General features: G+C 65.4%; 23 protein-coding genes and 1 pseudogene. 20 read left to right on the plus strand and 4 right to left on the minus strand.

The window, feature by feature from the left end:
* Positions 1-32: 32 nt before the first annotated feature.
* Both QHG62_RS15020 and mnmA read left to right on the plus strand, forming a co-directional pair.
* Entirely contained in the window at positions 33-1,019 is a 987-nt protein-coding gene (locus QHG62_RS15020; protein WP_281151660.1) for an LLM class flavin-dependent oxidoreductase, read from the plus strand.
* Between the two features lie 50 nt (positions 1,020-1,069).
* Positions 1,070-2,182, plus strand: coding sequence for a tRNA 2-thiouridine(34) synthase MnmA (mnmA, locus tag QHG62_RS15025; protein WP_281146439.1), 1,113 nt, complete (start codon positions 1,070-1,072; stop codon positions 2,180-2,182).
* A gap of 30 nt (positions 2,183-2,212) precedes the next feature.
* Here the strand turns inward: mnmA and QHG62_RS15030 are convergent, their stop codons facing one another.
* Both QHG62_RS15030 and QHG62_RS15035 read right to left on the minus strand, forming a co-directional pair.
* On the minus strand, positions 2,213-2,692 hold the full coding sequence (locus QHG62_RS15030; RefSeq protein ID WP_281146440.1) for an NUDIX hydrolase: 480 nt from the start codon (positions 2,690-2,692) through the stop codon (positions 2,213-2,215).
* Between the two features lie 45 nt (positions 2,693-2,737).
* Positions 2,738-3,451, minus strand: a pseudogene (locus QHG62_RS15035) (response regulator transcription factor).
* Between the two features lie 437 nt (positions 3,452-3,888).
* Here QHG62_RS15035 and QHG62_RS15040 point away from each other — a divergent pair.
* From QHG62_RS15040 to QHG62_RS15085, 10 genes are all read left to right on the plus strand, one after another.
* Complete coding sequence (locus tag QHG62_RS15040) at positions 3,889-5,019, plus strand: Re/Si-specific NAD(P)(+) transhydrogenase subunit alpha (protein ID WP_281146441.1); 1,131 nt, start codon at positions 3,889-3,891, stop codon at positions 5,017-5,019.
* A gap of 36 nt (positions 5,020-5,055) precedes the next feature.
* Positions 5,056-5,385 (plus strand): NAD(P) transhydrogenase subunit alpha, encoded by a 330-nt coding sequence (locus QHG62_RS15045; RefSeq protein ID WP_126748827.1) that lies wholly within the window; start codon positions 5,056-5,058, stop codon positions 5,383-5,385.
* On the plus strand, positions 5,382-6,806 hold the full coding sequence (locus QHG62_RS15050) for an NAD(P)(+) transhydrogenase (Re/Si-specific) subunit beta (protein ID WP_157611679.1): 1,425 nt from the start codon (positions 5,382-5,384) through the stop codon (positions 6,804-6,806). The genes QHG62_RS15045 and QHG62_RS15050 overlap by 4 nt, the downstream gene beginning before the upstream one ends.
* A 103-nt stretch (positions 6,807-6,909) precedes the next feature.
* Positions 6,910-8,589 (plus strand): long-chain-fatty-acid--CoA ligase, encoded by a 1,680-nt coding sequence (locus tag QHG62_RS15055; RefSeq protein WP_281146442.1) that lies wholly within the window; start codon positions 6,910-6,912, stop codon positions 8,587-8,589.
* 50 nt (positions 8,590-8,639) lie between these two features.
* Positions 8,640-9,644, plus strand: coding sequence for an ABC transporter permease subunit (locus QHG62_RS15060; protein ID WP_281146443.1), 1,005 nt, complete (start codon positions 8,640-8,642; stop codon positions 9,642-9,644).
* Between the two features lie 8 nt (positions 9,645-9,652).
* Complete coding sequence (locus QHG62_RS15065) at positions 9,653-10,558, plus strand: ABC transporter permease subunit (protein WP_281146444.1); 906 nt, start codon at positions 9,653-9,655, stop codon at positions 10,556-10,558.
* Positions 10,555-11,586 carry an ABC transporter ATP-binding protein gene (locus QHG62_RS15070; RefSeq protein ID WP_281146445.1) on the plus strand — a complete coding sequence of 344 codons (1,032 nt, stop codon included), beginning with the start codon at positions 10,555-10,557 and terminating at the stop codon, positions 11,584-11,586. The genes QHG62_RS15065 and QHG62_RS15070 overlap by 4 nt, the downstream gene beginning before the upstream one ends.
* Positions 11,587-11,591: 5 nt before the next feature.
* Positions 11,592-12,626 (plus strand): peptide ABC transporter ATP-binding protein, encoded by a 1,035-nt coding sequence (locus QHG62_RS15075; RefSeq protein ID WP_281151662.1) that lies wholly within the window; start codon positions 11,592-11,594, stop codon positions 12,624-12,626.
* Between the two features lie 30 nt (positions 12,627-12,656).
* Positions 12,657-14,291, plus strand: coding sequence for an ABC transporter substrate-binding protein (locus tag QHG62_RS15080; RefSeq protein WP_281146446.1), 1,635 nt, complete (start codon positions 12,657-12,659; stop codon positions 14,289-14,291).
* A gap of 3 nt (positions 14,292-14,294) precedes the next feature.
* Complete coding sequence (locus QHG62_RS15085; protein ID WP_281146447.1) at positions 14,295-15,080, plus strand: 5'-methylthioadenosine/adenosylhomocysteine nucleosidase; 786 nt, start codon at positions 14,295-14,297, stop codon at positions 15,078-15,080.
* Here QHG62_RS15085 and corA read toward each other — a convergent pair.
* Entirely contained in the window at positions 15,073-16,059 is a 987-nt protein-coding gene (corA, locus tag QHG62_RS15090) for a magnesium/cobalt transporter CorA (RefSeq protein ID WP_258503637.1), read from the minus strand. The genes QHG62_RS15085 and corA overlap by 8 nt on opposite strands.
* Before the next feature lie 214 nt (positions 16,060-16,273).
* Here corA and QHG62_RS15095 point away from each other — a divergent pair, with 214 nt between their 5' ends.
* From QHG62_RS15095 to hprK, 4 genes are all read left to right on the plus strand, one after another.
* Positions 16,274-18,391, plus strand: coding sequence for an ATP-dependent helicase (locus QHG62_RS15095; protein WP_281146448.1), 2,118 nt, complete (start codon positions 16,274-16,276; stop codon positions 18,389-18,391).
* Positions 18,392-18,613: 222 nt separating this feature from the next.
* Positions 18,614-18,943: a ribosome hibernation-promoting factor, HPF/YfiA family gene (gene hpf / locus QHG62_RS15100; RefSeq protein ID WP_126748817.1), complete on the plus strand. Its 330-nt coding sequence runs from the start codon at positions 18,614-18,616 to the stop codon at positions 18,941-18,943.
* A gap of 180 nt (positions 18,944-19,123) precedes the next feature.
* The gene (locus QHG62_RS15105) at positions 19,124-19,591 is read left to right on the plus strand and encodes a PTS sugar transporter subunit IIA (protein WP_126748816.1); all 468 of its coding nucleotides are present in this window, start codon (positions 19,124-19,126) and stop codon (positions 19,589-19,591) included.
* A gap of 107 nt (positions 19,592-19,698) precedes the next feature.
* Entirely contained in the window at positions 19,699-20,658 is a 960-nt protein-coding gene (gene hprK / locus QHG62_RS15110) for an HPr(Ser) kinase/phosphatase (RefSeq protein WP_258503639.1), read from the plus strand.
* Positions 20,659-20,757: 99 nt separating this feature from the next.
* Here hprK and fur read toward each other — a convergent pair whose 3' ends face one another.
* Entirely contained in the window at positions 20,758-21,177 is a 420-nt protein-coding gene (gene fur / locus QHG62_RS15115; protein WP_126748814.1) for a ferric iron uptake transcriptional regulator, read from the minus strand.
* Positions 21,178-21,263: 86 nt separating this feature from the next.
* On the opposite strand from fur, the gene QHG62_RS15120 reads away from it, so the two are divergent.
* From QHG62_RS15120 to QHG62_RS15135, 4 genes are all read left to right on the plus strand, one after another.
* Complete coding sequence (locus tag QHG62_RS15120; RefSeq protein WP_281146449.1) at positions 21,264-21,833, plus strand: outer membrane protein assembly factor BamE; 570 nt, start codon at positions 21,264-21,266, stop codon at positions 21,831-21,833.
* 136 nt (positions 21,834-21,969) lie between these two features.
* The gene (dapB, locus tag QHG62_RS15125; RefSeq protein ID WP_432445617.1) at positions 21,970-22,770 is read left to right on the plus strand and encodes a 4-hydroxy-tetrahydrodipicolinate reductase; all 801 of its coding nucleotides are present in this window, start codon (positions 21,970-21,972) and stop codon (positions 22,768-22,770) included.
* 96 nt (positions 22,771-22,866) lie between these two features.
* Positions 22,867-23,568, plus strand: coding sequence for a MotA/TolQ/ExbB proton channel family protein (locus tag QHG62_RS15130; RefSeq protein ID WP_281146451.1), 702 nt, complete (start codon positions 22,867-22,869; stop codon positions 23,566-23,568).
* A 20-nt stretch (positions 23,569-23,588) separates the two neighbouring features.
* On the plus strand, positions 23,589-24,059 hold the full coding sequence (locus QHG62_RS15135; RefSeq protein WP_281146452.1) for an ExbD/TolR family protein: 471 nt from the start codon (positions 23,589-23,591) through the stop codon (positions 24,057-24,059).
* Positions 24,060-24,175: the final 116 nt, after the last annotated feature.

Below are 24,175 nucleotides of genomic sequence, written 5' to 3' on the forward strand. Positions count from 1 at the left end.
GGCGTTGAGCGGTTCGCGCCATGATGGCGCCCATGATTCCGTTCTCGATCCTCGACCTCTCCCCGATCACCGAGGGCAGCGACGCCGCGCAGTCGTTCCGCAACTCGCTCTCGCTTGCGCAGCACGGCGAAAAGCTGGGCTACACGCGCTACTGGCTGGCGGAGCACCACGGCATGCCGGGCATTGCGAGCGCCGCGACCGCGGTGCTGCTGTCGTACATCGGCGCGGGCACCTCCACCATCCGCATCGGCGCCGGCGGCGTGATGCTGCCCAACCATTCGCCGCTGGTGATTGCCGAGCAGTTCGGCACGCTGGAGTCGCTGTACCCGGGGCGCATCGATCTTGGCCTGGGCCGCGCGCCCGGCTCCGACCAGCGCACCGCGCGTGCGCTGCGCCGCAATCTCGAGTCGGACGCCGACCGGTTTCCGCAGGACGTGGTCGAGCTGATGGATTTCATGTCCAAGGAGCCGCAGCAGCCGGTGCGCGCGGTGCCCGGCGCGGGGCTCGAAGTGCCGGTGTGGATTCTGGGCTCGAGCACCTTCGGCGCCCAGCTGGCTGCACACCTGGGCCTGCCCTATGCGTTTGCCTCGCACTTTGCCCCGCAGCAGCTCATGCAGGCAATCCAGATCTACCGCGAGACCTTCAAGCCCTCGGCCCAGTTGCAGAAGCCGTACGTGATGCTGGGCTTCAACGTGTTCGTGGCCGACACCGACCAAGAGGCCGAATTCCGCGCCACCTCATGGCAGCAGGCCTTCGTGAACCTGCGCAGCGGCCGGCCGGGGCGCCTGCCGCCACCTGTCGAGAACTATCGGCAGAAAGTGGGCCCGGCGGAGAACGCGCTGCTCGATTCGGTGCTGTCGTGCTCGGCCGTGGGTTCGCCCGCCAGGGTGCGCGAAGGCGTACAGGCCTTCATCGAGCGCACCGGTGCCGACGAGCTGATGATCACCTCGCAGGTGTTCGACCACGTGGCGCGGCTGCGCTCGTACGAGCTGCTGGCCGGCCTGCGCAGCCAGGGCTGATTTCCCCCACGCCGCCGCCCCGGGCGCGGGGCTGGGACAATGGCGGGCTTATGGAAAAGCAACGGATCGTGGTGGGACTGAGCGGCGGAGTCGATTCCGCGGTGACGGCGCACCTGCTCAAGAAGCAGGGGCACGAGGTGGTCGGCATCTTCATGAAGAACTGGGAAGACGACGACGACAGCGAATACTGCTCGTCGAACATCGACTTCGTGGATGCCGCCAGCGTGGCCGACGTGCTGGGCATCGAGATCGAGCACGTCAATTTCGCGGCCGACTACAAGGACCGCGTGTTCGCCGAGTTCCTGCGCGAATACAAGGCCGGCCGCACGCCCAACCCCGACGTGCTGTGCAATGCCGAAATCAAGTTCAAGGCCTTTCTCGATCATGCGATGCGTCTGGGCGCCGAGAAGATCGCCACCGGCCACTACGCGCGCGTGCGGCTGAACGAGGCCACGGGCAAGCACGAACTGCTCAAGGGGCTCGACCCGTCCAAGGACCAGAGCTACTTTTTGCACCGGCTCAATCAGGCGCAGCTGTCGAAAACGCTGTTCCCGGTGGGCGAACTGCACAAGACCGAAGTGCGCCGCATTGCGGAAGAGATCGGCCTGCCCAACGCGAAGAAGAAGGATTCGACCGGCATCTGCTTCATCGGCGAGCGGCCGTTCCGCGAGTTCCTGAACCGGTACATCTCCAAGGAGCCGGGCCCGATCAAGGATGACCGCGGCCGCAAGCTCGGCGAGCACCAGGGCCTGAGCTTCTACACGCTCGGCCAGCGGCAGGGGCTCGGCATCGGCGGCGTCAAGGAGAAGGGCGCGCAGCGCGGGTCGGGTGACCACTCGCCGTGGTTCGTGGCGCGCAAGGACGTCGAGAAGAACACGCTCTGGGTGGTGCAGGGGCACGACCATCCCTGGCTGCTGTCTTCTGCGCTCAAGGCCGGCGATGCGAGCTGGGTTTCCGGCGAGGCGCCCGCGCCGGGCAGCTACGGTTCCAAGGCGCGCTACCGCCAAGCCGATGCGGCCTGCGACATGGCCAGCGTGGAGGATGCCGGTAGTGAAGCGGCCTTCAGCCTGCGCTTCGGCGAACCGCAGTGGGCCGTCACGCCCGGCCAATCGGCCGTGCTCTACGACGGCGAGCGCTGCCTCGGGGGCGGCGTCATCGTCTGACTCGCCTGCCGCCGCAGTGCGCAGCGCCTGTCAGCGCACCGATTCGTCGACGCGGATCAGGTCGAGCGGATACCGCTTGCCCGCCAGATAGTCTTCGACGCACTGCAAGAGCAGCGGGCTGCGGTGGCGCGGCACGCTGGCGCGGATTTCATCGGCGCTCATCCACACGGTGCGCACAATGCCTTCGTCGAGCGGCCGGCCGGCTTCTTCCGCGCCAAGCGTTCCGGCAAAGGCGAAGCGCATGTAGGTCACGTCTTCCTTGCTGCCCGTGCGATGGCTGGAGCGCGCCATGTAGATGCCGATCAGCGCGGTGGGCGTGAAGGCGTGGGCGGTTTCCTCGAGCGTTTCGCGGGCGCAGCCCTCGATGGGGGATTCGCCGGGGTCGAGGTGCCCCGCCGGCGTATTGAGCCGGAGCCCCTGGGCTGTGTGCTCCTCGACCAGCAGGAAGCGGCCGTTCTGCTCGATCACCGCGGCCACGGTGACATTGGGTTTCCAGCGCGGAGTTGTCATCTGTCTACGGTTTTCTGGCGCAGCGCATAGCCGCTGAAGCGCAGTCTACTGGGCAAAGGCGCTGGGACGCGTATTTGGCTCGACGGTTTCCAGCCTGTAGCCCATGCCGTAGATAGCCAGCAGAAGGAACCCGCTCGAAGGACGCAAGGCGAGCTTGGTTCGCAGCCGCGAGATATGGGTGTCGAGCGACCGCGAGAGCGCTTCGACGCCCAAGCCCCAGACCGCCTCGTGAAGATACTCGCGCGAAAGCAGGCGCCCCAGGTTCTGGAACAGGAAGAGGGCCAGTTCGTACTCGCGGTTTTTCAGGTCGACCTGCACGCCCCTGACCTTGAGGACGCGTGAAGGCGGAAAGAAGTGGTAGTCGCCGAACACCAGCTCTGCTTCGTGCTGGGCGGGGTAGGACCGGCGGAGCAGTGCGTTGACGCGGGCTTCCAGTTCCTTGGCATGGTCCGGATTCGCCATGAAGTCGTCGGCGCCGGCATTGAGCCCTTAGACCACTTCGGGATCGTCGCGTTGCGCGTTGACGAAGAGGATGGGCAGGCGGCTCTTGAGGTCGTTGCGAACGGTCTTCACCACGTCGATGCCGCGGATGTCGGGCAGCCCCCAATCGAGGATCAGGAGATCGAAGGTTTGCCGGCGCAACGCCTGCAGCAACGTTCGCCCCTCGGTGTAGGGGTGGCATTCGTGCCCGAACCCCGCCATGGCCTGGTTGATCAGTTGAAGCTGATCAGGCTCGTGATCAAGTACCGCAATACGCATTCCATCCCCTTCTTCCGACGTGCCAGCCTCTGAGTGCCGTCGAAGAAGTGTATCTATCTGCGTCTGGGGTAATAAATGTTGCCCGTAATTAATGCACGGTATGGAGCCCGATTGCTGCAAACTGGAAGCAGTTGAGAACAATTGAAAACAGATTCGCTCTTTGCCCAGAGTAGCCAGCGCCGCGCGGTGAGCTGCGAGGTTTGTCGATACGCGCCGGAACGCGCAAGGAAAGCAACCCGCCTTCACTTCTGTGAGTGAGGCAAACCGGGATGCGTGCCTCCAATCCCATGTAGCCGCTAGCATTTATGTAGCTACAAACGCAATGATCACGGTCATCAAGAGGCAAATAGATGCTGCCTTCAGGCGACAGTGATGCCCGTAATCTTGCTGTAAGCTCTGCCCGCGTTCCGTGTTGCCCTTGCCCTGAGGAGATCTCTATGCTGATTGGCGTGCCCGCCGAAACGACGGCCGGCGAAACCCGTGTGGCCGTTACACCCGAAACGGTGAAGAAACTTGTCACTGCGGGGCACACCATTCGCGTGCAGTCCGGAGCCGGCGTTGCAGCCAGCGTCACCGACGCGGCCTACATTGCAGCCGGTGCCGAAATCACCGACGTTGCAGGCGCCTTCGGGGCCGGCATGGTGCTCAAGGTGCGCTCGCCCAGCGACGCCGAAGCCGCGCTGATGAAGCCGGGCACCGTTGTCATCGGCATGCTGAACCCCTTCGACGCCGCGGGGCTGCAGCGCCTGGCCACGGCGGGTCTCACGGCTTTTGCGCTCGAAGCCGCGCCGCGCACCACCCGGGCCCAGAGCATGGACGTGCTCAGCTCGCAGGCCAACATTGCGGGCTACAAGGCCGTGATCATGGCGGCCGACAAATATCAGCGCTTCTTCCCCATGCTGATGACCGCCGCCGGCACCGTGAAGGCGGCACGCGTGGTCATCCTGGGCGTGGGCGTGGCGGGCCTGCAGGCCATCGCCACGGCCAAGCGCCTGGGCGCGGTCATCGAAGCTTCGGACGTGCGCCCGAGCGTGAAGGAGCAGATCGAATCGCTCGGCGGCAAGTTCATCGAAGTGTCCTACGACACCGACGAGGAGAAAGAAGCCGCCGTGGGCGTCGGCGGCTACGCCAAGCCCATGCCCGCGAGCTGGCTCGCGCGCCAGCAGGTCGAGGTGGCCAAGCGCGTGGCACTGGCCGACATCGTCATCAGCACCGCGCTCATTCCCGGCCGCGCGGCACCTACGCTCATCACCGAGGACATGGTCAAGTCCATGAAGCCCGGCTCGGTGATCGTCGACATTGCCGCCGGCAAGGGTCCGGACGGCGTGGGCGGCAACTGCCCGCTGTCGGAGGCCGACCGCACGGTGGTGAAGCACGGCGTGACCATCGTGGGCGAAACCAATCTTCCCGCGCTGGTGGCGGCCGATGCGTCGGCGCTCTATGCGCGCAACGTGCTGGACTTCCTCAAGCTCATCGTCACCAAGGAGGGCGCGCTCAAGATCGACCTCGAGGACGACATCGTCGCCGCCTGCCGCGTTGCGCACGACGGCCAGGTCACGAAGAAGTAAGCGGCCCCCCCAGCGTTCGAACGAGGAGAAGAACCCATGGACATCGTTTCCCACACAGTCATCAACCTGATCATCTTCGTGCTGGCCATCTACGTGGGCTACCACGTGGTCTGGACGGTGACGCCCGCGCTGCACACGCCGCTGATGGCGGTGACCAACGCGATCTCGGCCATCGTGATCGTGGGCGCCATGCTCGCGGCGGCGCTCACCGAAACCGGTTTGGGCAAGACGATGGGCGTGCTGGCGGTGGCGCTGGCCGCGGTGAACGTCTTCGGCGGCTTCCTCGTCACGCGGCGCATGCTCGAGATGTTCAAGAAGAAAGAAAAGAAGGCCGCACCCAAGGCTGAAGAGGGAGTCGCCAAGTGAGCATGAATCTCGTCACGCTGCTGTACCTCGTTGCCAGCATCTGCTTCATCCAGGCCCTGAAAGGCCTCTCCCATCCCACCACCTCCATCCGGGGCAACGTCTTCGGCATGACCGGCATGGCCATTGCCGTGCTGACGACCGGTGCGCTCATCTACAAGCTGGCAGGCGGCAGCCTCACCGGCCTGGGCTACGTGCTGGTTGCGCTGGTGCTGGGCGGCGGCCTGGGCGCCTACATGGCCAACAAGGTCGAGATGACCAAGATGCCCGAGCTGGTCGCCTTCATGCACAGCATGATCGGCCTGGCCGCGGTGTTCATCGCGGTGGCGGCCGTGGCCGAGCCGTACGCCTTCAACATCACGCCCAAGGGCGAGATGATTCCCGCGGGCAACCGGCTGGAGCTGTTCCTGGGTGCGGCCATCGGCGCCATCACCTTCAGCGGCTCTGTCATCGCCTTCGGCAAGCTGTCGGGCAAGTACAAGTTCCGCCTGTTCCAGGGCGCGCCTGTTCAGTTTGCCGGCCAGCACATGCTGAACCTGGTGCTCGGCGTGGCCACCATCGGGCTGGGCCTGGTGTTCATGTTCACCGAAAGCTGGCCCGCCTTCTTCGCGATGCTGGCGCTGGCCTTCGTGATGGGCGTGCTCATCATCATTCCGATCGGCGGCGCCGACATGCCGGTGGTGGTGTCGATGCTCAACAGCTACTCGGGCTGGGCGGCGGCGGGCATCGGTTTCAGCCTGAACAACGCGATGCTGATCGTGGCCGGTTCGCTGGTGGGCTCTTCGGGCGCAATCCTGAGCTATATCATGTGCAAGGCCATGAACCGCTCGTTCTTCAACGTGATCCTGGGCGGCTTCGGCGGCGACGCAGCCGCAGCCACAGGCGGCGCGAAGGAGCAGCGTCCGGTCAAGAGCGGCAGCGCCGACGACGCAGCCTTTGTGCTCGGCAATGCCGAGACGGTGGTCATCGTGCCGGGCTACGGCCTGGCGGTGGCACGTGCGCAGCATGCGGTGAAGGAGCTGGCGCAAAAGCTCACCGACAAGGGCATTACCGTGAAGTACGCCATTCACCCGGTGGCGGGCCGCATGCCGGGCCACATGAACGTGCTGCTGGCCGAGGCCGAAGTGCCGTACGACCAGGTGTTCGAAATGGAAGACATCAACGGCGAATTCGGCCAGGCCGACGTTGCCATCATCCTGGGCGCCAACGACGTGGTGAACCCCGCCGCGCACACCAAGGGCAGCCCGATCTACGGCATGCCGATTCTCGAAGCCTACAAGGCCAAGACGGTGATCGTGAACAAGCGCTCCATGGCGGCGGGCTATGCCGGCCTGGACAACGAGCTCTTCTACATGGACAAGACGATGATGGTCTTTGGCGATGCGAAAAAAGTAGTGGAAGATATGGGCAAGGCCATCGAATAGGCCAAAGGTTCCGCGCCCGCGCAGCGCGGGCCAGATCATCGCGGCGCCATCAAGTGCGCCGTTTTCGTTTTTCAAATACCCGATTTTTGGAGGAGACACATCCATGACCGATCGTCCCTGGCTCGGCAGCTACCCGCAAGGCGTGCCTGCCGATATCGATCCTTCCCAGTACCAGTCGCTGGTGGCGCTCATGGAAGAGAGCTTCGCCAAGTACGCCGACCGCACGGCCTACAGCTTCATGGGCAAGGACGTGAGCTACCGGGAGACCGACAGGCTCAGCAGGGCGTTCGCGGCTTACCTTCAAGGCCTGGCACTGGCCAAGGGCGACCGGGTCGCGGTCATGATGCCCAATTGCCCGCAGTACCCGATTGCGGTGGCGGCCATCCTGCGCGCCGGCCTCATCCTGGTGAACGTGAACCCGCTGTACACGCCGCGCGAACTCGAGCACCAGCTCAAGGATTCGGGCGCCAAGGCCATCATCATCATGGAGAACTTCGGCACCACGCTGCAGCAATGCATCGCGGCCACGCCCATCAAGCACATCGTGCTGGCGGCCATGGGCGACCGGCTCGGTTTTCTGAAAGGTGCGCTGGTCAACTACGTGGTGCGCAACGTCAAGAAGCTGGTGCCGCACTTCAGCCTGCCCGGCGCGGTGCGCTTCAACGATGCGCTCGACCAGGGCGCGGGCCGCACGCTGCAGCTGCCGGTGATCGGGCCCGACGACGTGGCCGTGCTGCAGTACACCGGCGGCACCACGGGCGTTTCGAAGGGGGCGGTGCTGCTGCACCGCAACGTGATTGCCAACGTGCTGCAGTCCGAAGCCTGGAACGAGCCCGCCATGGCGCAGGTGCCGGCGGGCGAGCAACCCACGGGCGTTTGCGCGCTGCCGCTGTATCACATCTTCGCTTTCACGGTGGGCATGATGCTGAGCATGCGCACGGGCGGCAAGCTCATCCTCATTCCCAATCCGCGCGACCTGGCGGGCGTGCTCAAGGAACTCTCCAAGCACACGATCCACACCTTCCCGGCCGTCAACACGCTGTTCAACGGGCTGGCCAACCACCCTGATTTCAACACCGTCAACTGGAAGAACCTCAAGGTCTCGGTGGGCGGCGGCATGGCCGTGCAGGCCGCGGTGGCAAAGCTCTGGCTCGAAAAGACGGGTTGCCCCATCTGCGAGGGCTACGGCCTCTCGGAAACCTCTCCGTCGGCCACCTGCAATCCGACCGACAGCAAGGCCTACACCGGCACCATCGGCCTGCCGCTGCCGAGCACCTCGCTCAAGCTGCTCGATGACGAAGGGCGCGAAGTGCCGCCGGGCCAGCCCGGCGAAATCGCAATCAAGGGCCCGCAGGTGATGGCGGGCTACTGGCAGCGGCCCGACGAAACCGCAAAGGTCATGACGCCGGACGGCTATTTCAAGACCGGCGACATCGGCATGGTCGACGAGCGCGGCTACTTCAAGGTGGTCGACCGCAAGAAGGACATGATCCTGGTCTCGGGCTTCAACGTGTACCCGAACGAGATCGAAGACGTGGTGGCGCAGATTCCGGGCGTGCTCGAATGCGCCGCGGTCGGCATCGTCGACGAGAAGACCGGCGAGGCCGTCAAGCTCGTGATCGTCAAGAAGGACGATTCGCTGACCGAAGCGCAGGTTCGCGAATACTGCAAAGCAAACCTAACGGGTTACAAGCAGCCGAGGATCGTGGAGTTCCGCACCGACATGCCGAAGACGCCGGTCGGAAAGATCCTGCGGCGCGAGTTGCGCGACGCCAAAAAGTAAGGGTTCGGCCCGGGTGGGTCGGCGGCATCGATCTTGCATATTGCGGGGCGATGCTTCGCTTCCTACTCACGCGTGTGAGCTTGCTGGTGCCGACCTTCATCGGCATGACGCTGCTTGCCTTCTTTCTCATCCGGCTGGTGCCGGGCGACCCTATTGAAACCATGGCTGGGGAGCGCGGGATCGACCCTGCGCGCCACGCCCAGCTGCGCACGGCCTACGGCTTCGACAAGCCGGTGATCGTGCAATACGGCATCTACATTGGCCGCGTACTGCACGGCGACCTTGGCAAGTCGCTCATCACGCAGGATTCGGTGATGGGCGAGTTCCTGGCGCTGTTCCCGGCCACGATGGAGCTGGGCGTGTGCGCAATTGCCTTTGCGCTGCTGCTGGGGCTTCCGGCCGGCATTCTTGCGGCGGTGCGGCGCAATTCCATCTTCGACCACGGGGTCATGGCCACCTCGCTCACCGGCTATTCGATGCCGATCTTCTGGTGGGGCCTGCTGCTGATCCTGTTCTTCTCGGTGCAGCTGGGGTGGACGCCCGTTTCAGGCCGCATCTCGGTGCAGTATTTCGTCGAGCCGCAGACCGGCTTTCTTCTGATCGATGCGCTGCGGGCCGGCGACACCGATGCCTTCTGGTCGGCGCTGCATCACCTGATTCTTCCGGCCATTGTGCTGGGCACCGTGCCGCTTGCGGTCATTGCGCGCATGACGCGCTCGGCAATGCTCGAGGTGCTCGGCGAAGACTACATTCGCACCGCGCGCGCCAAGGGTCTCTCGCGGTTTCGCGTGGTGGGGCTGCACGCGCTGCGCAATGCGCTGATCCCGGTGGTCACCGTCATCGGGCTGCAGGTGGGCGTGCTCTTTACCGGTGCGATTCTGACCGAGACCATCTTCTCCTGGCCCGGCGTCGGCAAGTGGCTCATCGAGGCGATCGGGCGGCGCGACTATCCGGTGCTGCAGGGCGGCATGCTGCTGCTCGGCGGCATCGTGATGCTGATCAACCTGCTGGTCGACGTGACCTACGGCGTCATCAACCCACGCATCCGGCACTGACTGATTCCATGGCAACGACACACGCAGTTTCAAGCAGTGCCGGGGGCTCTGCACCCCCCGGCCCCTGGCGCGAGTTCTGGACGGCCTTCTCGGCCAACCGGGGTGCGGTGATCGGCCTTGCCACCATCGTCCTGCTGTTGTTCGTCGCGCTGTTCGCGCCGTGGATCGCGCCGCATGCGCCCAACGAGACCAACAGTGCCGTCTTCCTGCTGCCGCCGGCATGGCAGCAGGGCGGCTCCGCGAGCTATCTGCTGGGCACCGACGCCATCGGACGCGACATTCTTTCGCGGCTGATGTACGGCGCACGCCTCTCGCTGTCCATTGGCGTTGCGGTGGTGGCGCTGTCGGTGGTCGTCGGCGTGGTGCTCGGGCTGGTCGCGGGCTTCTTTCGCGGCGTGCTGGAGATCGCGATCATGCGGATGATGGACATCGTGCTCACGATGCCCAGCCTGCTGATGGCCATCGTGATCGTCGCGATTCTCGGGCCGGGGCTGATCAACGCCATGGTCGCGGTGGCCATCGTCGTGCTGCCGCACTACGTGCGCATCACGCGCGCCGCGGTCATTGCCGAGATCTCGCGCGACTACGTGACCGCCGCGCGCGTGAGCGGCGCCGGCACGCTGCGGCTGATGTTCCGCGAAGTGCTGCCCAACTGCGCGGCGCCGCTGATCGTGCAGGCTTCGCTCGGCATCTCCACCGCCATCCTCGACGCGGCAGCGCTGGGCTTCATCGGCCTCGGCGCGCAGCCGCCTTCGCCCGAATGGGGAACGATGCTGGCCGACGCGCGCGAGTTCGTGCTGCGCGCCTGGTGGGTCGTCACCTTTCCGGGCCTGGCGATCCTTGCGGCCGTGCTGGCCTTCAACCTGCTCGGCGACGGCCTGCGCGACGCGCTCGACCCGAAGCTCAAGAGATGAACATGCTCCTGGACATCAAGGACCTGCACGTCGAATTTCCCACCCAGGGCGGCGTGCTGCACGCGGTCGATGGCGTGAGCCTTTCGCTCGAGGAAGGCGAGGTGCTCGGCATCGTCGGCGAATCGGGCTCGGGCAAGAGCGTGACGATGATGGCGCTGATGGGGCTCGTCGGCTATCCGGGCCGCGTGCGCGCGGACCACATGCGCTTTGCGGGCAAGGAGTTGCTCGGCATTTCCGACAAGGCGCGCCGCACGCTGGTCGGCAAGGAAGTCGCAATGATCTTCCAGGAGCCGACCACCAGTCTCAACCCCTGCTTCACCATCGGCTTCCAGCTCATGGAAACGCTGCGGCTGCACCTGCATCTGGACAAGCGCACCGCAAGGAAACGCGCAACCGAGTTGCTCGAGCAGGTCGGCATACCCGCCGCCTCGTCGCGCCTGGGCAGCTATCCGCACCAGCTTTCGGGCGGCATGAACCAGCGCGTGATGATTGCGATGGCCATTGCCTGCAACCCGCGCCTCTTGATTGCCGACGAGCCGACCACCGCGCTCGACGTGACCATCCAGGCGCAGATCCTGGACCTGCTGCGCGAGCTGCAGAAAGAGCGCGGCATGGCGCTGGTGCTCATCACCCACAACATGGGCGTGGTCAGCGAAATGGCGCAGCGCATTGCGGTGATGTATGCGGGCCAGGTCATGGAGCAGCAGCGTGTGGACCGCCTCTTTGCGAACCCGCAGCACCCTTACACCGAGGCCTTGCTGGCTGCGCTGCCTGAGCGCGCCGCGCCCGAGGGCCGGCTTGCCACCATCGCGGGCGTGGTGCCCGGCGTGCACGACCGGCCGGAGGGCTGCCTCTTCGCACCGCGCTGCAGCTACGTGACGACGAAGGCCTGCAACGTGCGCCCGCCGCTGCGCGCGGCTGCGTCGCAGCAAGGCGCCCAGGTGCGGTGCCACTTTCCGCTCGGAGAGCCCGGGCGCATGGCGGCCATCGAGGCAGACCGGCCAAGAGTGGTGGAGACATCGTCGTGAGCGCAATGCCGGGTGATGTCGTCGTGGAAGCGCGCAATCTGCAGCGCACCTATGAAGTGCGGTGCGGCCTGTTTCGCCCGCCTGCGCAATTGCGGGCAGTGGGCGATATTTCCTTTCGCATCGAGCGCGGCCGGACGCTCGCGGTGGTCGGCGAATCGGGCTGCGGCAAGTCCACGCTCGCGCGCATGGTTGCGCTCATCGAAAAGCCCACCGCCGGGGAACTCACGCTGGTCGGCCACAACGCGGTAAGCCAGCCGCCCGAGCGCCGGCGCGAGTTGCGGCAGGCCGTGCAACTGGTGTTTCAGAACCCCTACGGCTCGCTCAATCCGCGCAAGAAGATCAGTACGGTGCTGGAGGATCCGCTCGCCATCAATACGAGCTTCGGCAAAACGGAGCGCGCGGCCAAGGCCCGCGACATGCTTGCCCGCGTGGGCCTGCGGCCGGAGTATGCAAACCGCTATCCGCACATGTTCTCGGGCGGCCAGCGCCAGCGCATTGCAATTGCACGCGCGCTCATGCTGGAGCCGCGCCTCTTGGTGGCCGATGAGCCGGTGTCGGCGCTCGACGTGTCGATCCAGGCGCAGGTGCTCAACCTGCTGGCCGACCTGCAGGCCGAACTCGGCCTGGCTTATCTCTTCATTTCGCACGACCTCGGCGTGGTGCGGCACATTGCGCACGACGTGCTGGTGATGTACCTCGGCCATGCAGTGGAGCAGGGGCCCAAGGCGCGCATCTTTGCGCGGCCGCTGCACCCTTACACGCAGGCGCTGCTTGCTTCCACGCCCGGCCTGAGCAGCCAGCGCATCGTGCTCAAGGGCGAGCTGCCTTCGCCGCTCAACCCACCCACGGGCTGCGTCTTCAGCACGCGCTGCCCGCATGTGACGCAGCGCTGCCGCGATGAGCGGCCCCTGCTGCGCGCGCTCGACGAGCGGCTGGTGGCGTGCCACTACGCCGAGAAGTTTCTTGACGGCTCGCCTCCGGTTCGCGCCGATGCGCCGTTGTCTCCGCCGTTCGCCGCGCCCCTGGCGGCGAACCTCTAGTTCTCTTCCACCGTGCCTGAAGGAGTTTCCATGAAGACCCAGCCATTCGTTTCGCGCCGTTCGCGAAAGCTCGCCGCGCTGCTCGCGCCCACGGCACTTGCCGTGCTTACCCTGGCCGGCGGAGCCGTGTCCGCCAAGACGCTGGTCTATTGCTCGGAGGGCAGCCCCGAGAACTTCTATCCGGGCGTGAACACCACCGGCACCTCGTTCGATGTGACCACGCAGGTCTACAACACCATTGTCGAGTTCGAGCGCGGCGGCACCAAGGTCGTGCCCGGCCTGGCCGAAAAATGGGACATCTCTGCCGACGGCACGCAGTACACCTTTCACCTGCGCAAAGGCGTGAAGTGGCACAGCACCAGCAAGAGCTTCAAGCCGACGCGCGACTTCAACGCCGACGACTTCATCTTCATGCTCGAGCGGCAGTGGAAGGAGAGCGACCCCTTCTTCAAGGTCACGAGCCAGAACCACTCCTACTTCAACGACATGGGCATGCCCAAGCTGCTGAAGTCAGTCGACCGCATTGACGAGTACACGGTGAAGATCGTGCTCAACAAGGCCGAGGCGCCGTTCCTTGCCAACCTTGCCATGCAGTACGCGGGCATCCAGTCGAAGGAATACGCCATTGCCATGCTGAAGGCGGGCACGCCGGAGAAGGTCGACCAGGATCCGATCGGCACCGGCCCGTTCTACCTCGTGCAGTACCAGAAGGATGCGGTCATCCGCTTCAAGGCCTTTCCGCAGTATTGGGGCGGCAAGGCCAAGATCGACGACCTGGTGTTCGCGATCACGCCGGATGCCTCGGTGCGCTGGGCCAAGCTGCAAAAGGGCGAGTGCCACGTGATGCCCTACCCGAACCCGGCCGACCTCGACGCCATCCGCAAGGACCCGAACGTGCAGCTGCTGGAGCAGCCCGGCCTCAACGTCGGCTATCTCTCGTACAACACCACGAAGAAGCCCTTCGACGACGTGCGCGTGCGCAAGGCCATCAACATGGCCATCAACAAGAAGGCGATCATCGACGGCGTGTACCTCTCGACGGGCGTGGCCGCGAAGAACCCGATTCCGCCGACCATGTGGTCCTACAACGACGCGACCAAGGACGACGCATACGACCCTGAAGCCGCGAAGAAGCTGCTGGCGCAGGCCGGCCTGGCCGACGGCTTCAGCACCGACCTCTGGGCCATGCCGGTGCAGCGGCCCTACAACCCGAACGCCAAGCGCATTGCCGAGCTCATGCAGGCCGACCTTGCCAAGATCGGCGTCAAGGCCGAGATCAAGAGCTTCGAATGGGGCGAGTACCGCAAGCGCCTGCAGGCCGGCGAGCACCAGATGGGCATGCTGGGCTGGACCGGCGACAACGGCGACCCCGACAACTTCCTCTACACCCTGCTGGGCTGCGCATCGGCGCAATCGGCAAGCGGCAGCAACATCTCCAAGTTCTGCTACCAGCCCTACGAAGACCTTGTGCTCAAGGCCAAGACCGCAACCAAGCAGGCCGACCGCGACGCGCTCTACAAGAAGGCGCAAGTCATCTTCAAGGAGCAGGCGCCGTGGTTCACCATTGCGCATGCGGTGCAGCTGAAGCCGGTGCGCAAGGAAGTGGTCGACTTCAAGCTCAGCCCGTTCGGGCGCCACACCTTCTACGGCGTGGACATCAAGTAGCCGATGAGCGCACCCGTTGCCATCGTCGCGGCCATGCATGAGGAGCTGAGCGCGCTCCTCGCGCAGATGCCCGACGAGCAGCGCGTGCGGGCGGCGGGGCGCGACTTCTGGGTCGGCCACCTGCACGGCCAGCCGGTGGTGGCGGTGCTGTCGCGCATCGGCAAGGTGGCCGCGGCGGTCACGGCCACGGTGCTGCTCGAGCGCTTTGGCGTGCGGGCCGTCGTGTTCACGGGCGTTGCCGGTGGGCTTGCGCCGGACGTGAATGTGGGCGACGTGGTGGTTGCGTCGGAACTGCTGCAGCACGACCTCGATGTCTCGCCGATCTTTCCGAAGTACGAAGTGCCGCTCATGGGCATGGCGCGCTTCACGGCCGATGCTCCCATTGCCGATGCGCTTTCCGTCGTGGCAACGCAGGTGCTGCGCGATCCGGCCGCACTGATCGGCCAGAAGGCGATCGACGAGTTCGGCATTGAAGCGCCCAGGGTGCATCGTGGCCTGCTGGTGAGCGGAGATCGCTTCGTATCGACCAGCGCCGAAAGCGAGGCATTGCGGCGCGATCTTCCCGATGCACTGGCGGTGGAAATGGAAGGTGCCGCAATGGCGCAGGTGTGCCACGACTACGGCGTGCCGTTCGCAGCCATGCGCACCATCTCGGACCGCGCCGACGACGCGGCGCATGGCGACTTCGCCCGCTTCGTCGTCGAAGTGGCGAGCCGCTACAGCCTTGCGCTGGTAAGCACGTGGCTGGCCACGCTGCCGCCTTCCGACGAAAGCTCTGCTGCTACTTGAGCCAGCCGCGCCGGCGGAAGTACCACATCGGCACCAGCGCGCTGGCCGCCATCAGCGCCAGCGCATACGGATAGCCCAGCGACCAGTCGAGCTCAGGCATGAACTTGAAGTTCATGCCGTAGATGCTCGCGATCAACGTGGGCGGCAGCAGCGCCACGCTGGCCACCGAGAAGATCTTGATGGTCTTGTTCTGGTTGATGTTGATGAAACCGACGGTCGCATCCATCAAAAAGTTGATTTTGTCGAACAGAAACGCCGTGTGATTGTCGAGCGATTCGATGTCGCGAAGAATCTGCCGCGCCTCTTCGAACTGCTCGGCATTGAGCATGCGGCTGCGCATCATGAAGCTCACCGCGCGGCGTGTGTCCATCACGTTGCGGCGGATGCGGCCGTTCAAGTCTTCCTGCCGCGCAATGGCGCCCAGCACCTCGCCGGCCAGCTCGTCGCTCACGTTGCCTTCGAGCACCTTCTTGCCGGCAATCTCGAGCTCGTCGTAGATGTTCTCGAGCGTGTCGGCCGAGTATTCGGCGTCGGCGTCGAACAGCTTGAGCAGCACTTCCTTCGCGTCTTCGATCAGCCCCGGCGCGCGGCGCGCACGCATGCGCAGCAGGCGGAACACCGGCACGTCTTCGTCATGGATCGAAAACAGCACGCCGCGGCTGCGAAGCTCGGTGTTGTGCTGGTTCAGGATGAACGCGACGCGCACCGAGCGCGGGTCTTCGTCGTCGTCGATCAGAAAGTCGGAGCGGATGTGCAGCTCGCCGTTGTCTTCTTCATAGAAGCGCGCCGATTCCTCGATGTCCTCGTCCATCGCGTCTTCGGGAATCGAGAGGCCGTAGTACTGCTTGATCCAGCGCTTTTCCTCGAGCGTGGGCGATTCGAGATCGACCCAGATCGGCTGGAACTTGGAAAGCTCCTCCAGCGATTCGATCTCTTCCTGGACAAGGCGACCGTTGGCGAGCGTAAAGATATTGAGCATGGCTCACTCCCGTGAAATGACTGAGGCGATGGGGCGAGGGAGGGGCGCTTTCAAATCCCAGGCCCGGCAAGCAGGCGTCAGAGGGGAGTTGAAAGCTGCCGAGACGGGGCGGTTTCCATGATGCGGTCTCCAGTTGCAGCGAGGCGCGATTATGTCATCGGCCATATGACGGCAGGCTCGCCGATCTGGATGGACATACAGTAAAGTCACGGTCATGCAGACCGCTGCGCTCTCCGTTTTTTCTACCGCCGGTGCCACGCAGGCCGACCGCCTGGCCGCCGCGCTCGGCACGCTCAACGACGAGCAGCGCGCCGCGGTCGAACATGGCATCGGCACGCTGGTAGGCCGCGACGAGCGCCCGCTGCTGGTCATTGCCGGGGCGGGCTCGGGCAAGACCAGCACGCTGGCGCACCGCGTGGCGCACCTGATCGCCGGCGGCGTCGATCCGCAGCGTTTGCTGCTGCTCACTTTTTCACGCCGTGCCGCGCAAGAAATGGAACGCCGCGCCGGACAGGTGCTGGCTCGTGTGCTCGGGCTCAAGTCCGAAAAGCCGCCGGCGCTTCCGTGGGCCGGCACTTTCCACGGCATTGGCGCGCGCTTGCTGCGCGAGTACGCCGCGCACATCGGGCTGAACGACAACTTCACCATTCACGACCGGGGCGACGCCGAGGACCTGATGGGCCTGGTGCGCCACGATCTCGGCCTGTCGACGAGCGTCAACCGCTTTCCGCGCAAGGGCACCTGTCTTTCCATCTACTCGCGCTGCGTCAACACGCGCGCTCCGCTGGCCCAGGTGCTGTCCGAAGCGTTTCCCTGGTGCTCCGAGTGGGAGGCCGAGCTCAAGCGCTTGTTCGGTGCCTATGTAGAGGCCAAGCAGCAGCAGAACGTGCTCGATTACGACGACCTGCTGCTCTACTGGGCGGGCATGGTGGCCGAGCCTGCGCTGGCCGCACTGGTTGGGTCGCGCTTCGACCACGTGCTGGTCGATGAATACCAAGACACCAACCTGCTGCAGTCCTCGATTCTTCTCGCGCTCAAGCCCGATGGCCGCGGCGTAATGGTGGTGGGGGACGACGCGCAGTCGATTTACTCATTCAGGGGCGCAACGGTCCGTAACATCCTCGACTTCCCATCGCAGTTTTCGCAGGCCGCGCGTGTGGTCACGCTGGAGCGAAACTATCGCTCGACGCAGCCGATTCTCGACGTTTCGAATCGGGTCATTGCCCAGGCCGCCGAGCGGCACGCCAAGACGCTCTGGACCGACAAGCCATCTGCCGGCCGACCGCAGCTGGTGCTGGTGCCCGACGAGGCGCAGCAGGCGGTGTGGGTGGCCGACAAGGTGCTCGAGCATCGCGAAGGCGGCCTCGCGCTCAAGTCGCAAGCGGTGCTTTTTCGCACGTCCACGCACAGCGCGGCGCTCGAGCTTGAACTGGCGCGCCGCAACATTCCGTTCGTGAAATACGGCGGCCTCAAGTTTCTCGAGGCCTCGCACGTGAAAGACCTGCTCGCGGTGCTGCGCTTCGCGGAAAACCCGCGCGGGCGCATGGCGGGTTTTCGCGTGACGCAGCTCATTCCGGGCATCGGGCCCGCCACGGGCGCTCGGCTGCTCGACGCCATGGACCAGGCCGCCGACCCGGCCGCGGCGGTGCGCGACTTCGTGCCGCCGGCCGCGGCGCGTGCCGAATGGGCGGTGTTTGCAGAAGCCTATGCCGCGCTGCGTGCGCCCTCGTTGCCGTGGCCGGCCGATGTGGAACTGGCGGTCGGCTGGTACTTGCCGCACCTGGAGCGGCTGTATGACGATCCCTCGGGCGTGCGGCGCGGCGACATCGAGCAGCTTGCGCGGCTTGCGGCAGGCTACGGTTCGCGCGAACGCTTCCTCACCGAACTCACGCTCGATCCACCCGAAGCCACCAGCGACCGCCCCGGCCCGCCGCTGCTCGACGAGGATTACCTGATCCTCTCGACCATCCATTCGGCCAAGGGGCAGGAGTGGAACTCCGTGCATGTGCTCAACGTGGTCGATGGCTGCCTGCCGGCCGACGTGGCGCAGAGCGCGCATGAGCTCGAAGAGGAGCGGCGCCTGCTCTACGTGGCAATGACCCGGGCGCGCGACCACCTGCACCTGCTGGTGCCGCAGCGCTTCTACGTGACGCAGCAGGCCGTGCGCGGCGACCGGCATCTTTATGCCAACCGCACACGCTTCATCTCCGAGCGTGACCTTGCAGGCTTCGAGCAGCAGACCTGGCCGCCTCCGCCCGAGCGGCCGCCTGCGGTACCGCCGCCCGCCGCGGTCATCGACCTGCGCAACCGCATGCGCGCTGCCTGGAGCTGAACCAGGCCCGGCCCGCCTGTAACCGGGCGAGGACGCAGCGCGACCCCCCGGGCAACTCAGGTATTGCAATACCGTGACAGCTTGGGCATAGTGAATCGACCTTCTCCTCTTTCTCTTCTTCTCTTTCTCTCCCCCGCACCCATTTCATCTGTATGTCGCCGGCCACGCTTCATTCCGGAGTGCTGGTCATTTCCCCAACCCGTCAATTCCAGGAGGTCTTTCATGAATTTGACGATCAGCGGTCATCACCTCGACGTCACACCTGCCTTGCGCACTTACGTCACGAGCAAGCTGGACCGGATTACCCGGCATTTCGACCAGGTGGTCGATGTCAAGGTGATCCTTACGGTGGAAAAGCAGAAGGAAAAGGAACGCCGGCAAAAGGCGGAATGCAACATTCACGTCAAGGGCAATGACATGTTCGCGGAATCGAGCCACGCTGATCTCTACGCCGCGGTCGATGAGCTGGTCGACAAGCTCGACCGGCAAGTGGTGCGCCACAAGGACCGCCTGCAAGACCACCATCACGCGGCGCCCAAGCGCGTGATGTAAGGGCACAGTGCCGGCTGCGGCCGGCCTGCGCAAAGCCGCCTCCGGGCGGCTTTTGCTTTTTATTACGTCTTTTCGGCCCTTGATCCACGGGCCTCCGGGCAACATGTAGATAAAAAGTAAGTAACCGGACTGGGGGTTTTTACCAAGCAGGTGCATAATCGCCCCCGCCCCGCACCCACCATGAATCGCCTCGCGTCCATCCTGCCGCCCGCTCAAGTCCTCGTGAGCGTTGACGCTACGAGCAAGAAGCGTGCTTTCGAAGAAGCAGGCTTGTTGTTCGAGAGCCTTCACGGCCTGGGCCGTGCCCTGATCACCGACAGCCTGTTTGCGCGCGAGCGTCTGGGCTCCACCGGGCTCGGCCACGGGGTTGCCATTCCGCATGGCCGAATCAAGGGCCTGAAGGCTCCCATGGCCGCCGTCTTCCAGCTGGCCAACCCTATCGGATTCGACGCGCCGGACGAGCAGCCCGTCGGCCTGCTCATCTTTCTGCTGGTGCCCGAGGCGGCCACCCAGAAGCACCTTGAAATCCTTTCCGAAATTGCCGAGCTGCTGAGCGACGCCGGCCTGCGCGAGCAGATCAAGTCGAGCACCGACGCCGCCGCGCTGCACGGGCTCATTGCCGGCTGGCAGTCCACGCAAGTCGCGTAGAGGTGCTTCCCGCACCCTTCAGCGCCGCAGCAGCGGCCCCGCAGCGCCTGTTCCGGGTTATTCTGGCCCGCTCCAACACCAGGCGCTGAGCGCCATCTCCCGCACGCATGAAGCCGACCGTCATCAGCGCCGATGCCATGTTCGAGGAATTCCGCGGTTCGCTCCGCTGGGAGTGGCTCGCAGGGCTCGGTGCCTCCGAACGCCAATTCGACCCCGAAGTCATCAGCCGCGCGCAGTCTGCGGCCGACCTGGTCGGTTACCTCAACTACATCCACCCCTACCGCGTGCAGATCCTGGGCGCCCGCGAGGTCGCCTACCTGACGCGCGGCAGCCAGGAAGACTGCGCCCGCCGCATTGCCCGCATCGTCACCCTGGAGCCTCCGATGCTGGTGCTGGCCGACGGCCAGGCCGCCCCGGACGAGTTGCTATCGATTTGCGAGCGCGCCCAGCTGCCGCTGTTCGCCACCCGCGAATCGTCGGCTTTCGTGATCGACCTGCTGCGGGCGTACCTGTCCAAGCATTTCGCCGAGCGCACCTCGATGCACGGCGTGTTCATGGACATCCTGGGCATGGGCGTGATGATCACCGGCGAATCGGGGCTCGGCAAAAGCGAGCTCGGTCTTGAGCTGATTTCGCGCGGCAACGGCCTGGTGGCCGACGATGCGGTCGATCTTTACCGCATCAACCAGAACACCATTGAAGGGCGCTGCCCCGACCTGCTGCTCAACCTGCTGGAAGTGCGCGGCATCGGCTTGCTGGATATTCGCGCGATCTTCGGCGAGACGGCGGTGCGCCGGAAGATGCGGCTCAAGCTCATCGTGCACCTGGTGCGGCGCGACAGCTTCGAGCGCGACTACGAGCGCATGCCCTCGGCGCCTCTCACGCAGGACGTGCTGGGCATTCCGGTGCGCAAGGTCATCATCCAGGTGGTGGCCGGGCGGAACATTGCCGTGCTGGTGGAGGCCGCCGTGCGCAATTCAATCCTGCAGCTGCGCGGCATCGACACCTATGCCGACTTCGTCGCGCGCCACCACAAGGCCATGGAAAGCGGCCGCGACGGGGACTGACCGAGCGATGCGGCCGCCGCCGGGCCGCCCCAAGGCGGTCCGCGCCTCCCCCTCGGGGGTGGAGTTACACGCAGCGAAGCGAAGTGAAAAGCCGGGGGGCTAACGCTTGCTGACGCAATCGGCGCAGAGGCCATACAGCGACATCGCGTGGTCCTGCAGGATCCAGCCCTTGTCCTTGGCAATCATCTGCTGGCGGCGCTCGATCTCGGCGTCGTAGAACTCCTCGACCTTGCCGCATGACGTGCAGATCAGGTGGTCGTGGTGCGTGCCCTCATTGAGTTCGTACACCGCCTTGCCGCTTTCGAAGTGGCTGCGCTCGAGGATGCCGGCCTGTTCGAACTGCGTCAGCACGCGGTAGACGGTGGCCAGGCCGATGTCGGAGTGTTCGTTCAACAGCACGCGAAACACGTCTTCGGCTGTCATGTGGCGCTGGCTGCCGGTTTGGAAGATCTCCAGGATCTTCAGGCGTGGCAGTGTGGCCTTGAGGCCGGTATTCTTGAGTTCGTCGATATTGGCCATGATGGTTCCTGCCCAGTGCTGCGGTCAGGTCCCCCAGGGGCCAGCCGCTACAATGGCCGATCATATCGCTACCCCTCTTTTCTCCCATGCCTGCCATTCTCCAACGCCGCCCCTGGCTGCTGGCCGCGGCCGTCGCAGCGACGTTCTGCCTCAGCGCCTGCAGCGGCTTCAGCGATCGCACGCGGGGTGCGCTTTCGGCCATCACGCCCTACAAGGTCGAAGTGGTCCAGGGCAATTTCGTGTCCAAGGAGCAAGTCGAGGCGCTCAAGCCCGGCATGTCGCGCCAGCAGGTGCGTGAAATCCTCGGCACTTCCCTCCTGACCGACGTCTTCCACAAGGACCGCTGGGACTACGTCTTCACCATCAAGCGCCAGGGCGTCGATCCGCAGGAGCGCCGTCTCACGGTCTTCTTCAACGGCGAACTGCTCGACCGCTTCGAAGGCGACCCGATGCCGAGCGAAGAAGAATTCGTCGCCACGCTCGACACCCGCAAGAAGAGCGGCAAGGTTCCGCCGCTCGAGGCCACGGAAGAAGAGCTGAAGAAATTCGCCCCCAAGGACAAGGACGACAGCAGCAAAAAGGCCGACGCCACCGCTGCCGCCCCCAACCTGCCGCCGCTGCCGGCGGCGTATCCCCCGCTCGAAGCGGCGCGCTGAGCACGCGCCAACCAGCGAGGGCGGGCGCACCCGCCGAGTCAGGCGGGTGCTGCCGGCTTCCGTGCCACATTTCGAAGGCTGAATCCGCGTGACTGAACCCATTTCTTCTCCTCTTTCCGAATCCTCCACGCCTGCTTTGCGACGCATTGCCATCGCAGGGGCTTCGGGCCGCATGGGCCGCATGCTGGTCGAGGCCGTGCGCGAGGCGCAGGATTGCCGCCTTGCCGGCGCGCTCGACATGGCGGGCAGCGATGCCATCGGCGCCGATGCAGCCGCCTTCCTCGGCTTCACGAGCGGCGTACCCATCGTCTCCGACCTGCGCACCGGCCTGCAGGACGCCCAGGTGCTCATCGACTTCACCCGGCCCGAGGGCACGCTCGCGCACCTGGCCATCTGCCGTGAACTCGGCGTGCAGGCCGTCATCGGCACCACCGGCTTCAGCGACGCGCAAAAGGCCGAGATCGCCGAGATCTCGAAGGACATCGCGATCATGGTCTCGCCCAACATGAGCGTGGGCGTCAATGTCACCTTCAAGCTGCTCGAAATGGCAGCCAAGGCCATGTCGACCGGCTACGACATCGAGATCATCGAGGCCCACCACCGCCACAAGGTCGATGCGCCTTCGGGCACCGCGCTCAAGATGGGCGAAGTCATCGCCGGGGCGCTCGGCCGCGACCTGAAGGAATGCGCGGTCTACGCGCGCGAAGGCATCACCGGAGAGCGCGACCCTTCCACCATCGGCTTCTCCGCCATCCGCGGCGGCGACATCGTCGGCGACCACACCGTGCTGTTCGCCGGCACCGGCGAGCGCATCGAAATCACCCACAAATCCGCCAGCCGCGTGACCTACGCACAGGGCGCTCTGCGCGCCGTGCGCTTCCTGGCGGGCCAGAAGTCGGGCCTCTTCGACATGTTCGACGTGCTCGGCCTGCGCTGAAATGACGGCCCCCCGGCTTACCACTTCGTGTGTTTCGCCACCCCCCGTGGGTGAGGCGCGGCTCGCCTTGGGGCGGCCCGGCGGCGGCCGCAACCGATGAGCGTGCTCGAACTGCTGACCCAGGGCGACGGCGTCAGCCGCTCGGTGGCCGCGCTGCTGCTCGCGATGTCGATCTCGAGCTGGGTCGTCATTCTCTGGAAAGCCTGGTTGCTGCGCGGCGGCACGCGCGACGTGCTGCGCAGCATTGCGGCGTTCTGGCAATCGGCCACGCTGGCCGACGCGGAGCAGCGGCTGAAGGCGTTCGATCGCGCCACGCTGGTACTGCCGGCGGTGAACGCCATCAAGAATGCCGCCGCCGAAGTGAATACCGCAACCCTCGGCGCCACCGGCGACCGCAACCAGCGCCTCACGCGGGCCCTGCGCGAGGCACTGCACGGTGCGCTGCGCCGCCTGCAGTCCGGCCAGATCCTGCTTGCCACCGTTGGTGCCACCGCTCCATTCGTCGGCCTGCTCGGCACGGTGTGGGGCATTTACGGCGCGCTCTCCGGCATTGCCGGGCAAACGGGCGGCTTCACCATCGACAAGGTGGCGGGCCCCGTGGGCGAGGCGCTGGTGATGACAGCTTTCGGCCTGGCCGTGGCCATTCCGGCCGTGCTGGCCTATAACGTGTTCGGCCGCGTCATCGGCCGTGTCGAGGCAGAGCTCGAAGGCTTTGCGCACGACCTTCTCGGCAGCTTCGGCAGCGCGCCGGCGCCGGCCGCGCCGCCGCCCGCAAGGCCGATGCCGGTTTCGGCCTGATCGAACGGGGCTCGGCACACATGGCCTTCGGTCGCACTTCGCTCGGCAGCAGTGCCGCTGGCGGTGGGCGCGCGACAGGCGCCGGCGGACAGCGGCCGCTGTCCGACATCAACGTCACGCCGCTGGTCGACGTGATGCTGGTGCTGCTGGTGATCTTCATCATCACGGCGCCGCTGATGGCAAGCTCGATCAAGCTCGACCTGCCGCAGACCGATGCCGGCCAGCCCAACGACACGCCCAAGTTCGTGAGCGTTTCCGTCGATTCATCGGGCAAGGTTTTCTTCAACGACCAGGCGGTCACTGATGAAGAACTGGCCGGCCGCTTCCAGAAGGCCGCCGCCGACAGCAAGGACACCGAGGTGCAGCTGCGCGCCGACCAGACCGTGCCCTACGGCAAGGTCGTGGCGCTCATGGGCATTGCGAACAAGGCGGGCCTGAGCCGTATCGGGTTTGTGACCGAGGCCGAGGCGGCGCCGGCAAAACCGCGCTGAGGGCTTTGCTCCTTCCTCCTTTGGGGGAAGGTTGGGATGGGGGCCCAGCGGCTCTCGATGCACGGCAGTGGTTCATTGAACGCCGTCGTGCCCCCACCCCGGCCCTCCCCCGGCGG

The organism is Variovorax paradoxus, from assembly GCF_029919115.1.
Lineage (GTDB): Bacteria > Pseudomonadota > Gammaproteobacteria > Burkholderiales > Burkholderiaceae_C > Variovorax > Variovorax paradoxus_O.